Genomic DNA, 13,827 nt, shown 5'->3' with positions numbered 1-13,827 from the left:
GTTGTTCGCTTTTCTGGGTGAGGAGCACCCGAATATACATGGAACTGAGTCTCTTTTTATCAATGCTGGGCTTTCTCTGGGTCGCGGCCATTACGCCTGGGCCCAATAATATGTTACTTACCGCCTCAGGTGCTAATTTTGGCTTCCTGCGCACCTTTCCCCTGCTGATTGGTATCATGATTGGCATGCAGGTGATGTTGCTGATGGTGGCGTTTGGCATCGGCGGCCTGATCCTGCTCTATCCCTCACTGCATCTGGTGCTGAAGATTGCCGGCAGCCTGTACCTGCTGTGGCTGGCATGGAAAATTGCCAGCGCCGAGTACGAAACGCTGGAGACCGACGATGCCAGCGTGAAGCAGATGCCTTTCTGGCAGGGCGGGTTACTGCAGCTGATTAATCCGAAAGCCTGGCTGATGGCGCTGGGCGCGGTCGCCAGCTTCAGCCTTGCCGGCAGCGCCTATCTGCATTCGGTGGTAGCGATCAGCATCGGCATGGCGCTGGTGAACGTGGTTTCCGGCGTGATCTGGATGGGTTTCGGCTCGCTGATTGGCCGCCTGCTGCGCAGCCCGCGCGCGTGGAAAATTTTCAACCTCGCCATGGGGGCGCTGACCGCGGCCTGCGTGCTGTTGATCTGGCACTGAGTCAGCTGGAGGCGCGCTCAATGCGCGTCCACGGCAGCACTTCGTGCACCACTTCTGACTGGCGCTGACGGATGCGTGCCAGCAGCAGCTGCACGCTGCGGGCGCCCATCTGGTTCATCGGCTGGGCAATGGTGGTCAGCGGCGGGTTGATGCTGCTGGTAAACGGAATGCCGTCGAAGCCGACCACCGCCAGATCCTCCGGCACGCGCAGCCCGGCCTCAAGGGCAGCGTGAATCACGCCAACCGCCAGCACATCCGATACCGCAAACACCGCATCCGGTCGTTCCGGCTGCGTTAACAGTTCGCGCAGCGCCGCGCTGCCGGCTTCGCAGGAGATGTCGCTGGCGTAAGCGACGCCGTGCCAGTCGAGCCCCAGCTGTGCGATGGCCTCGCGATAGCCGCTTTCGCGCTGGTGCGAATAGAGATAGCGCATATCGCAGTTGACCAGCGCAATGCGCTGACGCCCTTTGCCGGCCAGATAATGCACCGTGTCATAGGCCGCCTGACGGTTATCGATGGTGACGCTGGAGGCATTGACCGAGGGATCGTACTCCGCACACTGCACCCACGGCGCATCACCAATCAACTCTTTCAGTCCCTGCAGACAGGCCGCGGCGTCCATGGTGATCACGCCATCCACCACTTTGCCGGCCAGCAGCGCCAGATAGGCGGTTTCCCGCCGCAGCTGTGACGCGGAATTACATAACAGGATGTGATAGCCGTGCGCTTCGGCCTCCGCCTCAATGCCCTGCACCACCCGGGAACAGAACGGATTGGTGATATCGGAAATCAGCACCAGCAACATGTTGCTCTGCGCGGTGCGCAGCTGACGCGCCAGCAGATTGGGCTGGTATTCGCACACATTAATGGCGGCCAGCACCCGTTTACGCGTATCCGGCCGGACGCCAGGATGCTGGTTTAACACCCGTGAAACCGTGGCTTTGGACACGCCCGCGAGGCGCGCAACTTTCTCAATCGACATGAAGGCCAGTACCGCTATAAAAGGGGGAAAAAAGCAAAACGAGATCAATACCACAGTCGGCATGTGAGCGCCTGACATATTTCTTCCGCATCAGCGGTTTTGTATTTGCACTTTTTGCATAGCGTTACCTGATGTTGATCTAAGAACGGTTTTTCATTAGGGATAATTTTTAATTCCTTTATGAAATCATTACGGCTGGCGACACTGCCGTCACGACTCAACATTGGGGTGAATGACGATGGCAGTAACCAAAACAATAAGCGCGATAGCCGCAGCGCTAGCGCTGATGACCTTTCAGGCGCAGGCGGTCAACGTGACCGTGGCTTATCAGACGTCGGCGGAACCGGCCAAAGTGGCGCAGGCTGACAATACCTTTGCTAAAGAGAGCGGTGCCACGGTTGACTGGCGCAAATTCGACAGCGGCGCCAGCGTTCTGCGCGCGTTAGCCTCGGGCGATGTGCAAATTGGCAACATCGGTTCCAGCCCGCTGGCGGTGGCCGCCACGCAGCAGCTGCCGATTGAAGCCTTCCTGCTGGCTTCACAGCTGGGCAATTCTGAAGCGCTGGTGGTGAAAAAAGGCATCAGCTCGCCCAAAGATTTGATCGGCAAACGCATTGCCGTTCCCTTCATCTCCACCACCCATTACAGCCTGCTGGCCGCGCTGAAACACTGGGGCATCAAACCCAACCAGGTGCAGCTGGTTAATCTGCAGCCGCCGGCGATCATTGCCGCCTGGCAGCGCGGTGATATCGACGGCGCTTACGTCTGGGCACCCGCCGTCAATGAACTGGAGAAAGACGGCAAGGTGCTGACCGACTCGTCGCAGGTCGGGCAGTGGGGCTCACCGACCCTCGACGTCTGGGTGGTGCGCAAGGATTTTGCCCGGCAGCATCCTGAGGTGGTCACCGCGTTCGCCCGTAGCGCGATTGCCGCGCAGCAGGCTTATATCGCCAATCCGCAGCAGTGGCTGCAGCAGCCGGATAACCTCAGCAAGCTGTCGCGCCTGAGCGGCGTGCCGGAAAGTGACGTTCCCGGGCTGGTGAAAGGCAATACCTACCTGACGGCGCAGCAGCAGGTGGAACAGCTGGGCAAACCGGTCAACAAGGCGATTGTTGATACCGCACAGTTTCTGAAAGAGCAGGGCAAAGTGCCGGATGCCGCCAGTGACTACAGCAGCTTTGTCACCACGCGCTTTGTTGCCCCCTTAGCCAAATAACGGAGGCCATATGCTCAGCATCACCCATCTCAACGCGCGTTACGCCGGGCAACCGGCGCTGCAGGATATCAATCTGCAGCTGGCCAGCCGTGAACTGCTGGTGGTGCTGGGGCCGTCCGGCTGTGGCAAAACCACGCTGCTGAACTTGATCGCCGGCTTTCTGCCGCTGGAGTCCGGCAGTATCACGCTGGATGGCAAGCCGGTACGCGGACCGGGCGCCGAGCGCGGCGTGGTCTTTCAGAACGAAGGGCTACTGCCGTGGCGTAACGTTATCAATAACGTGGCGTTTGGCCTGCAGCTGGCGGGCATGGCGAAAGCGGAACGGCACGCGATTGCCCGCCGTCTGATCCGTAAAGTCGGGCTGGAGGGCGCAGAAAAGCGTTTTATCTGGCAGCTCTCTGGGGGGCAGCGTCAGCGCGTGGGGATTGCCCGTGCGCTGGCTGCTGACCCTCAGCTGCTGCTGTTAGATGAGCCGTTCGGCGCGCTGGATGCCTTCACGCGCGAGCAGATGCAGACGCTGCTGCTGACGTTGTGGCGCGACACCGGCAAGCAGATTCTGCTGATCACCCATGACATCGAAGAAGCGGTGTTTCTCGCCAGCGAGCTGGTGCTGCTGTCGCCGGGGCCCGGTCGCGTGGTGGAGCGGCTGAAGCTCGACTTTGGCCAGCGCTTCGCCGCGGGCGAGGCGTGCCGCAGCATCAAATCCGATCCGGCGTTTATCGAACGACGTGAATATGTCCTGAATCAGGTGTTTGCGCAGCGCGAGGCGTTTGTATGAGTGCGGTTATCGATGAAAAACGCCGGACGCCGCGCGTTCGTCGCCTGCGCTGGCCGTTCTCCCGCCAGCTGTCGCTGAGCCTGCTGAGCGTGGCCGTTCTGCTGCTGCTGTGGTGGAGCGTCACCGCGCTGGGACTGATTGCACCGCTGTTTCTGCCACCGCCGCAGCAGGTGCTGCACAAGCTGCTGGTGATTGCCGGTCCGCAGGGTTTTATGGATGCCACGCTATGGCAGCACCTCGGTGCCAGCCTGACGCGCATGCTGATGGCGCTGTTTTTTGCCGCGCTGATCGGCATTCCGGTGGGCATTGCCATGGGCCTTAGCCCGGCGGTGCGCGGGCTGCTCGATCCGCTGATTGAACTCTACCGGCCGGTGCCGCCGCTGGCCTATTTGCCGCTGATGGTGATTTGGTTTGGCATTGGCGAAACCTCAAAAATATTACTGATTTATATGGCCATTTTCGCGCCGGTCACCTTGTCCACGCTTGCTGGCGTGAAGAATACGCAGCAGGTGCGGATTCGCGCGGCACAGGCGCTGGGCGCGACGCGCGGGCAGCTGCTGCGTTTTGTCATCCTGCCCGGTGCGCTGCCGGAGATTCTCACCGGCCTGCGTATTGGTCTTGGCGTGGGCTGGTCCACGCTGGTGGCGGCCGAACTGATTGCCGCAACGCGCGGACTGGGCTTTATGGTGCAGTCGGCCGGGGAGTTTCTTGCCACCGATGTGGTGCTGGCGGGCATCGCGGTGATTGCCCTGATTGCCTTTAGTTTAGAACTGGGTTTACGTGCGCTTCAGCGCCGACTGACGCCCTGGAATGGAGAACAGCAATGAACGAACGAGTGAATTTTACCGCGCTGGGTCCGTATATCGGGGCGCAGGTTAGCGATGTCGATCTCAGCCGTCCGCTGAGTGACGCGCAGTTTGAGCAGCTTTACCACGGTCTGCTGCGTCATCAGGTGCTGTTCCTGCGCGATCAGCGCATTACGCCGGCGCAGCAGCGCGCGCTGGCGATCCGCTTCGGCGATCTGCACATTCATCCGGTTTATCCGCATGCCGAAGGCGTGGAAGAGATTATCGTGCTGGATACGCATCAGGATAATCCGCCGGACAATGATAACTGGCACACCGACGTGACCTTTATTCAGACGCCGCCGGCGATCGCCATTCTGGCCTCAAAGCTGCTGCCGGAGAGCGGCGGCGATACGCTGTGGACCAGCGGGATTGCCGCTTACGAGGCGCTGTCAGAGCCGTTTAAACAGTTGCTGAGTGGCCTGCAGGCGGAGCACGACTTTAAGAAATCGTTCCAGGAGTATAAGTACCGTAAGACGGAAGAGGAGCATCAGCGCTGGCAGCAGGCCGTAGCGAAGCATCCGCCGGTGCAGCATCCGGTGATCCGCACCCATCCGGTGAGCGGACGCAAGGCGCTGTTTGTGAATGAAGGTTTTACCACCAGGCTGCTGGGCGTAAGCGAGAAGGAGAGCGAGGCGCTGCTGGGCTATCTGTTTGCGCACGCCACCAAACCGGAGTTTCAGGTGCGCTGGCGCTGGCAGCCGAACGATGTGGCGATCTGGGATAATCGCGTGACGCAGCATTATGCCAACGCAGATTATTATCCGGCGCGGCGCGTGATGCACCGCGCGACGGTGTTAGGGGATGTGCCGGTGTGATTTCGGCGCGTTGATTGCCCTCACCCCAACCCTCTCCCGCCAGCGGGAGAGGGGGCCGACCGTGCGTAGCAGGTAAGGCGGAGTAAGGTTTGTTCCCTCTCTCGTGGGAGAGGGCCAGGGTGAGGGCATCATCGCGCACCTTTAACCCGCGAGCATCTGCTCCAGCTGCTCCTGCGCCTCCAGCCACGCCATCTCGACTTCTTCCAGCGCCGCTTTGCTTTCCGCCTGGCGCTGCAGGGCGGCGGTCAAATCGGCTTTGCGGCTCTGCTCGTAAATCGCGCTGTCGGCCAGCTGTGTTTCGGCTTCACTGAGCTGCGTCTGCCATTTGACCATCTGCTTCTCCAGCTTTTCGATCTCTTTGCGCAGCGGCTGCGTCTGCGCACGCAACTCGGCATCGCGGCGCTTCTGATCTTTGCGGGACTGCGCGCTGTTGGCGTTGTCCTGCTTCGGTGCGGCATCCTGCTGCGTCTCCTGCTTCTGCAGGTCGCTCAGCCACTGCTGGTAATCGTCCAGATCGCCCTCGAACACGTCGACTTTGCGGTCGTGCACCAGGTAAAGATCGTCGGTAGTCGAACGCAGAAGGTGACGGTCGTGCGACACCACCACCAGTGCGCCTTCAAAGTCGATCAGCGCTTCGGTCAGCGCCTGGCGCATATCCAGATCGAGGTGGTTGGTCGGTTCGTCGAGCAGCAGCAGATTTGGCCGCTGCCAGACGATCAGCGCCAGCACCAGCCGCGCTTTCTCGCCACCGGAGAAACGCTCGGTGGCTTCGCTGACTTTATCGCCCTGGAAACCAAAGCCGCCAAGGTAATCACGCAGCTGCTGCTCCAGCGTTTTCGGGGCGATGCGCGCCAGATGCTGCAGCGGCGACTCATCGGCACGCAGATATTCGAGCTGATGCTGCGCGAAGTAACCCAGCTTGATGCCTTTTGCCAGGCCAACTTTGCCCGCCAGCGGCTCCAGCTCGCCGGCCAGCAGTTTGATCAGCGTGGATTTACCGGCGCCGTTGCGCCCCAGCAGGCCGATGCGCGAACCCGGCACCAGGTTGAGTTTGATGGCATCCAGAATCACGCGCTCACCGTAACCCGCCGAAACCTGCTCCATCTTCAGTAACGGGTTCGGCAGACTCTCCGGCGCGCGGAAGCTGAAGCTGAACGGATTGTCGACGTGCGCTGGCGCAATCAGCTCCATGCGCTCCAGCATTTTGATGCGGCTCTGCGCCTGTTTGGCTTTGGTGGCCTGTGCGCGGAAGCGATCAATGTACTTTTGCAGGTGCGTGACTTTTTCCTGCTGGCTCTGATACAGCGCCTGCTGCTGCGCCAGTTTGGCGACGCGCTGACGCTCGAACGAGCTGTAGTTGCCGGTGTATTCGAACATTGTCTGCTGTTCGATATGGATGATTTTATCCACCACCGGATCGAGGAAGTCGCGGTCGTGCGAAATCAGGATCAGCGTGCCGCTGTAGCTCTTCAGCCAGCGCTCCAGCCAAATCACCGCGTCGAGATCGAGATGGTTAGTCGGTTCATCCAGCAGCAGCAGGTCGGAACGGCACACCAGCGCCTGGGCAAGGTTGAGACGCATCCGCCAGCCGCCGGAGAAATCGCTCACCGACCGCATCAATTGTTCCTGGCTGAAGCCCAATCCGTGCAGCAGACTGGCGGCGCGCGCGTGTATGCTCCACGCCTGAATAGCGTCCAGCTTACCGTGCAGCAGCGCGATAGCGTTGCCATCGTCGCGTGCATTGGCCGCCGCTAATTCGGATTCGAGCTGACGATATTCGCGGTCGCCGTCGATAACATATTCCAGCGCGGCTTTACTCAGCGCCGGGGTTTCCTGGTTGACCCATGCCAGCGCCCAGTTGCCGGGAAAAGTCACGGTGCCGGCATCGCTGCTGATTTCACCCTTCAGCAGGGACAGCAGCGTGGATTTACCGCAGCCGTTTTTACCCACCAGGCCGACTTTTTGCCCCGGGTTAATGGTGGCCGTTGCGTTATCCAGCAGCACATTAGTGCCGCGACGGATTTGTAATGCGGAAAAGACAATCATAAGCGCCGTATCGTCAGAATATGTTAATTTATCGGCAACATAATTCGATAATGTTTGTTGCGTCGAGCATGGTAGCGGAATTCCGCCGCGGTGACGACGCTTTGGAGGGGAACGATGTCGCAGCCGCCCAAAATATTGCTGCTTTACGCCCATCCGGAATCACAGGATTCGATTGCCAATCGGGTTTTGCTGCAGTCGGCTATGGAACTGGACCACGTCACGGTGCACGATTTATACGCCCACTATCCGGATTTCTTTATTGATATTCACTATGAGCAGCAGCTGCTGCGCGACCATCAAATCGTGGTGTTTCAGCATCCGCTTTATACCTACAGCTGTCCGGCACTGCTGAAAGAGTGGCTGGATCGCGTGCTGTCGCGCGGCTTTGCCAGCGGCCAGGACGGCAATGCGCTGGAAGGCAAATACTGGCGCAGCGTCGTCACCACCGGTGAGCCGGAAACCGCCTATCACCACAGCGGTCTCAATCGTTATCCGATGAGCGACATCATGCGGCCCTTCGAGCTGACGGCGCAGATGTGCCGCATGCACTGGCTGACGCCGATGGTGATTTACTGGGCGCGTCGTCAGACGCCGGAAGTGATGCGCAACTTTGCGCGTGCCTATGGCGACTGGCTGGCGTCACCGCTGCCGAACGGAGGAGTGTGATGGAAGGCCAAACGTTACTCACCGCCGGGGTGATCTATCTGGTGGCGGCGGTGCTGGTGGTGCCGATTGCCGCCCGGCTCGGCATCGGTGCGGTGCTCGGCTATCTGCTGGCCGGTATCGCCATCGGCCCGTGGGGGCTGGGCTTCATCAGCGACGTGGACGAGATTCTGCACTTCTCGGAGCTTGGCGTGGTGTTCCTGATGTTCATCATCGGACTGGAACTGAACCCGGCCAAACTGTGGGCGCTGCGGCGATCTATTTTTGGTGTCGGTGCCGCGCAGGTGCTGGTATCGGCGGCGATTCTCGGCGTGCTGCTGTGGCTGACCGACTTCAGCTGGCAGGCGGCGGTGATTGGCGGTATCGGCCTGGCGATGTCCTCGACCGCGATGGCGCTGCAGCTGATGCGCGACAAAGGCATGAACCGCAGCGAATCCGGTCAGCTGGGCTTCTCGGTGCTGCTGTTCCAGGATCTGGCAGTGATTCCGGCGCTGGCGCTGGTGCCGCTGCTGGCCGGTAGCGACAGTGGCCACGTCGACTGGCTCAAGGTCGGCATGAAGGTGCTGGCTTTCGCCGGCATGCTGGTGGGCGGACGCTATTTGCTGCGGCCGATTTTCCGTTTCATCGCCGCGTCCGGCGTGCGTGAAGTGTTTACCGCTGCCTCGCTGCTGCTGGTGCTCGGATCGGCGCTGTTTATGGATGCGCTGGGCCTGTCGATGGCGCTGGGGACCTTTATCGCGGGTATCCTGCTGGCAGAGAGTGAATATCGCCACGAACTGGAAGTCGCTATTGAGCCGTTTAAAGGGCTGCTGCTTGGGCTGTTCTTTATCTCTGTCGGCATGGCGCTTAACCTCGGCGTGCTCTATACCCACATCCTCGAAATTCTCCTTGGCGTGGTGGTGCTGGTGGCGGTGAAAACGCTGGTGCTCTATGTGCTGGCGCGCATTTATGGTCTGCGCAGTTCGGAGCGTCTGCAGTTTGCCGGCGTGCTGAGTCAGGGCGGTGAATTCGCCTTCGTGCTGTTTTCGGCGGCGTCGTCGGCGAAACTGTTCAGCGGCGATCAGCTGCCGCTGCTGCTGGTGACGGTGACGCTGTCGATGATGACCACGCCGCTGCTGATGCAGGGCGTGGATAAGATTCTGGCGCGGCGCTTTAACGAACCGGAAGAAGAGGGCGAAAAGCCGTTCGTCGAAGACGATCAGCCGCAGGTGATTGTGGTGGGCTTTGGCCGTTTTGGTCAGGTGGTCGGGCGTTTGCTGATGGCCAACAACAAGCGCATTACCGTGCTGGAGCGCGATATCTCGGCGGTCAGCCTGATGCGCAAATATGGCTACAAGGTTTACTATGGCGATGCCACCGAGCTGGAGCTGTTACGCGCCGCCGGGGCAGAGAATGCGCAGTCGATCGTCATCACCTGTAACGATCCGGAAGATTCGATGACCATCGTGCATTTGTGCCAGCAGCACTTCCCGCAGCTGGAGATTCTGGCGCGGGCGCGTGGCCGCGTTGAGGCGCATGAGCTGCTGCAGGCCGGCGTGACGCTGTTCTCGCGTGAAACCTTCTCCAGCGCACTGGAGTTAGGCCGCAAGGCGCTGATATCGCTGGGCATGCATCCGCATCAGGCGCAGCGCGCCCAGCAGCACTTCCGCCGGCTGGACATGCGCATGCTGCGCGAACTGGTGCCGAGCCACGACGACAGCGTGCAGGTTTCACGCGTGCGCGAGGCGCGACGCGAGCTGGAGGACATTTTCCAGCGTGAAATGCAGCATGAAAAACGGCAGTTTGACGGCTGGGATGATGAGTAAGGCTACACTTAACGTATCCGTTCTGATGACGGGCAGGAAAGACTATGCGTAAACGTTTTATTGCCGGTGCGGTTTGTCCGCACTGTCAGGAGAAAGACACGCTGGCAATGTGGCGTGAAAACAATGTCGATGTGGTGGAGTGCGTGAAGTGCGGCCACCAGATGCGTGAGGCGGATAAGCAGGCGCGCGATCAGGTTCGCAGCACTGAGCAAGTGATTGGCATTTTTCATCCTGAGTAGCGGGATGGCGCAGCTTTTTTTATGCTTAGCCTTACAGCGGTATTGAATTCCGCTACAATCGGCGCCATTAACGCTGAGCAGTATGGCCCAACAGCCCTGTTGGCCTCCTCAGTACTGAACCTTTCTGGTTGGTTATTGCACGCGAGAATAGACCAATGAGACGGGATTCTTTGTTCTCAACGGTTAGGAGATATCATGAAAGTAGCAAAAGACCTGGTGGTGAGCCTGGCGTATCAGGTTCGTACCGAAGACGGTGTGTTGGTTGACGAGTCACCGGTGAGTGCGCCGTTGGACTATCTGCACGGTCATGGTTCCCTGATTTCTGGTCTGGAAAAAGCGCTGGAAAATCACGCGGTCGGCGACAAGTTTGACGTGCATATCCCGGCAAACGATGCATACGGCCAGTACGATGACAACCTGGTGCAGCGTGTACCGAAAGACGTGTTCATGGGCGTTGACGAGCTGCAGGTTGGCATGCGCTTCCTGGCGGAAACCGATCAGGGCCCGGTGCCGGTCGAGATCACGGAAGTCGAAGACGAGCACGTAGTGGTTGATGGTAACCACATGCTGGCGGGTCAGAACCTGAACTTCAACGTGGAAGTCGTGGCTATCCGTGAAGCTACGGAAGAAGAGATCGCCCACGGCCACGTTCATGGCGCTGACGGCCATCATCACGATCATGACCACGACCATGGTCACGATCACGGTCAGGGCGGCTGCGGCGGCCACGGTGGTTGCGGCTGCAACCACTAAGCGTAAAAAGGCCACCTGCGGGTGGCCTTTTTATTGGGCTGTCCTGCGCGCAAGATTAATAGTGCGGCGGCGGGGTCTCTTCCGACTGCGAAGCAATCATTGACGGGGCGGCGGCCTTCACTTTGTCCACCAGCAGGCGCACCTGCTCACGCAGTTTACTCATTTCCAGTTCGTGCTGAACCACCGTCTGATTGAGCTGCTCAATGGTATGTTCCTGGAAAGCCAGCTTGCTCTCCAGCGCCTCAAGGCGTTGATCCCATTCTGGTTGTTGCATCATCACTCCTCCTGTCACGGTGCTGCGCGTTGATCTAATCGGGCGTGATTCTACGGTCTTTCGTGTCAGAATCACCTGATATTTCACCTTCGGCCGGGCGTATGCATTGAATTCCCGCGTTACGCCTATATCTCTGATGAAACTTCCTGAAGCAAAAAAGGTCGGAGGTTGACCGGGTAATTACACTGTGGGAGTGTTCGCCACTGCCACGTAAAGTTATAGTGTGGGCCACTGTCCGCAATGATTCCCGAGGTTTTGAGGCTTCGGTTTTGGAGAAAGGATGAAATCACTGTTTAAAGTCACATTGTTAGCTACCACCATGGCCGTCGCGCTGAATGCACCGCTGGCAATGGCAGCAGAAACTACTGCGGCTCCGGCTGACGCAGCGCAGGCTGCGCCACAGGCGCCGAAAAATGCTGCCTTCAAAAACGAAGACCAGCAGTCCGCTTATGCGCTGGGCGCTTCTCTCGGTCGCTACATGGACAACTCTCTGAAGGAGCAGGAAAAACTGGGTATCAAACTGGACAAAGACCAGCTGATTGCCGGTGTTCAGGATGCGTTTGGTGGCAAGAGCAAGCTGTCAGACGAAGAGATCGAACAGACGCTGCAGGCGTTTGAAGGCCGCGTGAAAGGTGCGGCTCAGGCGAAGATGGAAAAAGACGCGAAAGAGAACGCTGACAAAGGCACGGCTTACGCGGACAAATTCGCCAAAGAGAAGGGCGTGAAGAAAACCGAATCTGGCCTGCTGTATCAGGTAGAGAAAGAGGGCAGCGGTGAAACGCCGAAAGACAGCGATACCGTGGTCGTGAACTATAAAGGTACGCTGATTGATGGCACCGAGTTCGACAACTCGTACACCCGCGGCGAGCCGCTGTCGTTCCGTCTGGACGGCGTGATTCCGGGCTGGACCGAAGGTCTGAAGCACGTGAAGAAAGGCGGTAAGATCAAGCTGGTGATCCCACCGAACCTCGCCTACGGTAAAAACGGCGTGCCGGGCATCCCGGCTAACTCAACGCTGGTGTTTGATGTTGAGCTGCTCGACATCAAGCCGGCGCCAAAAGCGGATGAGAAAGCGCAGGCGCCAGCCGCCGCTGACAAGAAAGCGCAGTAAGCTGCCTTGTACCGCCGCCTTCGGGCGGCGGTTTTGTATCGTTTACCCTGAATTAGGGTGCGTGATGAGTAAAGCTCTGGCTAAAAACGGTGACATTTGCCAGACTAGCGCCTGCACAATGATCATAAGATGAGTCTGCCCCAATGCTGTCGAGACAGGCTCCAGCCATTTAGGGTAATGTCTTCGATGTCTAATCCATTCAATCCCGGCGAACTGACTGACTTCGATTTACTGGAGCAGCGCCCGTTCGAGCAAGCAGACTACGATATTCTTAAATCCTACGAAGCGGTGGTCGACGGCCTGGCGATGCTGATTGGCTCGCACTGCGAAATCGTGCTGCATTCACTGGAAGATCTTAAATGTTCCGCCGTGCGCATCGCCAATGGCGAACATACCGGCCGCAAAGTGGGCTCCCCGATTACCGATCTGGCGCTGCGCATGCTGCATGATATGCACGGCGCAGAGAGCAACGTGTCGCGCGCCTACTTCACGCGGGCCAAAAGCGGCGTACTGATGAAGTCGGTAACCATTGCTATCCGCAACCGGCAGCAGCGGGTAATTGGTCTGCTGTGTATCAACATGAACCTGGACGTGCCGTTTTCGCAGATTATGTCGACCTTCATGCCGCCAGAGACGCAGCAGGTGGATTCTAACGTCAACTTTGCCAGCTCGGTGGAAGATCTGGTCACCCAGACGCTGGAGTTCACCATTGAAGAGGTGAGCGCCGACCGCAACGTGTCGAATAACGCCAAGAATCGCCAGATTGTCCTCAATCTGTATGAGAAAGGCATTTTCGATATTAAGGACGCCATTAACCAGGTGGCCGATCGCCTCAATATCTCCAAACACACCGTGTATCTGTATATCCGCCAGTTTAAAAGTGGCGATCTGCAGGGGCAGGATCGCTGATGCGCTACACGCTGCTGGTGACCGGACCGGCTTACGGCACGCAGCACGCCAGCAGCGCGCTGCTGTTTGCCCGTGCGCTGCTGGCGCAGGGACATCAGCTGGAGAGCGTGTTCTTTTACCGCGAGGGCGTGCTGAATGCTAACCAGCTTAGCGCACCGGCCAGCGATGAAGTGGACATGGTGCGCGCGTGGCAGCAGCTGCGCGACGACAGCGGCGCAGCGCTGAATATCTGCGTAGCGGCGGCGCTGCGGCGTGGCGTGACCGATGCGCAGGAAGCAGCACGCCTGCAGCTGGCCGGCAGCAATCTGCAGCCGGGATTTACCCTGAGCGGTCTGGGGGCACTGGCGGAAGCCGCGCTCAGCTGCGATCGCCTGGTGCAGTTCTGATGAACCGCGTGGCGTTTTTGTTTACCCAGGCACCGCACGGCAGCAGCGCCGGCCGGGAAGGGCTGGATGCGGTTCTGGCAACCGGCGCGCTGAGCGAGGAGATCGGCCTGTTCTTTATTGGCGACGGCGTGCTGCAGCTCAACCGCGATCAGCAGCCGGCGCAGATTCTGGCGCGTGACTATATTGCCACCTTTGGCGTGCTGGCGTTGTACGACATCGATCACTGCTACATCTGCCAGGCATCGCTGCTGGCACGCGGTCAGAGCCTGACGGCCGCGCGCGTGCTGGATGCGCAACTGCTGGAACCCGCCGCGCTGCGCCAGACGCTGGCGACCTATGACCGTATCCTCCGTTTCTGAGA

16 protein-coding genes are annotated in these 13,827 nt (G+C 59.3%); 13 read left to right on the top strand and 3 right to left on the bottom strand.

The window, feature by feature from the left end:
- Positions 1 to 38: 38 nt before the first annotated feature.
- Positions 39 to 641 (top strand): LysE family translocator, encoded by a 603-nt coding sequence (locus tag MXF20_RS18370; RefSeq protein WP_325970645.1) that lies wholly within the window; start codon positions 39 to 41, stop codon positions 639 to 641.
- Between the two features lies 1 nt (position 642).
- Here the strand turns inward: MXF20_RS18370 and MXF20_RS18365 are convergent, their stop codons facing one another.
- Positions 643 to 1,623 carry a LacI family DNA-binding transcriptional regulator gene (locus tag MXF20_RS18365; RefSeq protein ID WP_325970644.1) on the bottom strand — a complete coding sequence of 327 codons (981 nt, stop codon included), beginning with the start codon at positions 1,621 to 1,623 and terminating at the stop codon, positions 643 to 645.
- A gap of 238 nt (positions 1,624 to 1,861) precedes the next feature.
- Between MXF20_RS18365 and tauA the strand changes: the two genes are divergently transcribed.
- From tauA to tauD, 4 genes are read left to right on the top strand one after another with little or no spacing between them, the layout of a single operon-like run.
- Entirely contained in the window at positions 1,862 to 2,839 is a 978-nt protein-coding gene (tauA, locus tag MXF20_RS18360) for a taurine ABC transporter substrate-binding protein (protein WP_325970643.1), read from the top strand.
- A gap of 10 nt (positions 2,840 to 2,849) precedes the next feature.
- Complete coding sequence (gene tauB / locus MXF20_RS18355) at positions 2,850 to 3,617, top strand: taurine ABC transporter ATP-binding subunit (protein ID WP_325970642.1); 768 nt, start codon at positions 2,850 to 2,852, stop codon at positions 3,615 to 3,617.
- Positions 3,614 to 4,444 (top strand): taurine ABC transporter permease TauC, encoded by an 831-nt coding sequence (gene tauC, locus MXF20_RS18350; protein ID WP_325970641.1) that lies wholly within the window; start codon positions 3,614 to 3,616, stop codon positions 4,442 to 4,444. The genes tauB and tauC overlap by 4 nt, the downstream gene beginning before the upstream one ends.
- Positions 4,441 to 5,280 (top strand): taurine dioxygenase, encoded by an 840-nt coding sequence (gene tauD / locus MXF20_RS18345; protein WP_325970640.1) that lies wholly within the window; start codon positions 4,441 to 4,443, stop codon positions 5,278 to 5,280. The genes tauC and tauD overlap by 4 nt, the downstream gene beginning before the upstream one ends.
- Before the next feature lie 141 nt (positions 5,281 to 5,421).
- On the opposite strand, the gene MXF20_RS18340 is transcribed toward tauD, so the two are convergent.
- Positions 5,422 to 7,326, bottom strand: a complete 1,905-nt coding sequence (locus MXF20_RS18340) for an ABC transporter ATP-binding protein (protein ID WP_325970639.1) — start codon at positions 7,324 to 7,326, stop codon at positions 5,422 to 5,424.
- Between the two features lie 114 nt (positions 7,327 to 7,440).
- Here MXF20_RS18340 and kefG point away from each other — a divergent pair, with 114 nt between their 5' ends.
- The 4 genes from kefG to slyD all read left to right on the top strand — a co-directional run bounded on the left by kefG (position 7,441) and on the right by slyD (position 10,786).
- The gene (kefG, locus tag MXF20_RS18335) at positions 7,441 to 7,992 is read left to right on the top strand and encodes a glutathione-regulated potassium-efflux system ancillary protein KefG (RefSeq protein WP_325970638.1); all 552 of its coding nucleotides are present in this window, start codon (positions 7,441 to 7,443) and stop codon (positions 7,990 to 7,992) included.
- Positions 7,992 to 9,794, top strand: coding sequence for a glutathione-regulated potassium-efflux system protein KefB (gene kefB, locus MXF20_RS18330; RefSeq protein WP_325970637.1), 1,803 nt, complete (start codon positions 7,992 to 7,994; stop codon positions 9,792 to 9,794). Before kefG ends, kefB begins: the two co-directional genes overlap by 1 nt.
- Before the next feature lie 44 nt (positions 9,795 to 9,838).
- Positions 9,839 to 10,033 carry a YheV family putative zinc ribbon protein gene (locus tag MXF20_RS18325; RefSeq protein ID WP_021507453.1) on the top strand — a complete coding sequence of 65 codons (195 nt, stop codon included), beginning with the start codon at positions 9,839 to 9,841 and terminating at the stop codon, positions 10,031 to 10,033.
- A gap of 195 nt (positions 10,034 to 10,228) precedes the next feature.
- Entirely contained in the window at positions 10,229 to 10,786 is a 558-nt protein-coding gene (gene slyD, locus MXF20_RS18320; protein WP_260642098.1) for a peptidylprolyl isomerase, read from the top strand.
- A 55-nt stretch (positions 10,787 to 10,841) separates the two neighbouring features.
- Here slyD and MXF20_RS18315 read toward each other — a convergent pair whose 3' ends face one another.
- Positions 10,842 to 11,060: a SlyX family protein gene (locus tag MXF20_RS18315; RefSeq protein WP_325970767.1), complete on the bottom strand. Its 219-nt coding sequence runs from the start codon at positions 11,058 to 11,060 to the stop codon at positions 10,842 to 10,844.
- A gap of 280 nt (positions 11,061 to 11,340) precedes the next feature.
- Here MXF20_RS18315 and fkpA point away from each other — a divergent pair, with 280 nt between their 5' ends.
- The 4 genes from fkpA to tusC all read left to right on the top strand — a co-directional run bounded on the left by fkpA (position 11,341) and on the right by tusC (position 13,825).
- The gene (gene fkpA, locus MXF20_RS18310; RefSeq protein WP_021507456.1) at positions 11,341 to 12,171 is read left to right on the top strand and encodes an FKBP-type peptidyl-prolyl cis-trans isomerase; all 831 of its coding nucleotides are present in this window, start codon (positions 11,341 to 11,343) and stop codon (positions 12,169 to 12,171) included.
- Positions 12,172 to 12,357: 186 nt separating this feature from the next.
- Positions 12,358 to 13,080, top strand: a complete 723-nt coding sequence (locus MXF20_RS18305) for a helix-turn-helix transcriptional regulator (protein ID WP_021507457.1) — start codon at positions 12,358 to 12,360, stop codon at positions 13,078 to 13,080.
- Positions 13,080 to 13,466, top strand: coding sequence for a sulfurtransferase complex subunit TusD (gene tusD, locus MXF20_RS18300; RefSeq protein ID WP_021507458.1), 387 nt, complete (start codon positions 13,080 to 13,082; stop codon positions 13,464 to 13,466). Before MXF20_RS18305 ends, tusD begins: the two co-directional genes overlap by 1 nt.
- Positions 13,466 to 13,825: a sulfurtransferase complex subunit TusC gene (tusC, locus tag MXF20_RS18295; RefSeq protein WP_325970636.1), complete on the top strand. Its 360-nt coding sequence runs from the start codon at positions 13,466 to 13,468 to the stop codon at positions 13,823 to 13,825. Before tusD ends, tusC begins: the two co-directional genes overlap by 1 nt.
- Positions 13,826 to 13,827 lie beyond the last annotated feature (2 nt).

The sequence above is a fragment of the Pantoea dispersa genome, assembly GCF_035783935.1.
Lineage (GTDB): Bacteria > Pseudomonadota > Gammaproteobacteria > Enterobacterales > Enterobacteriaceae > Pantoea > Pantoea dispersa_C.
This window is presented reverse-complemented; position numbering and strand designations above follow the sequence as displayed.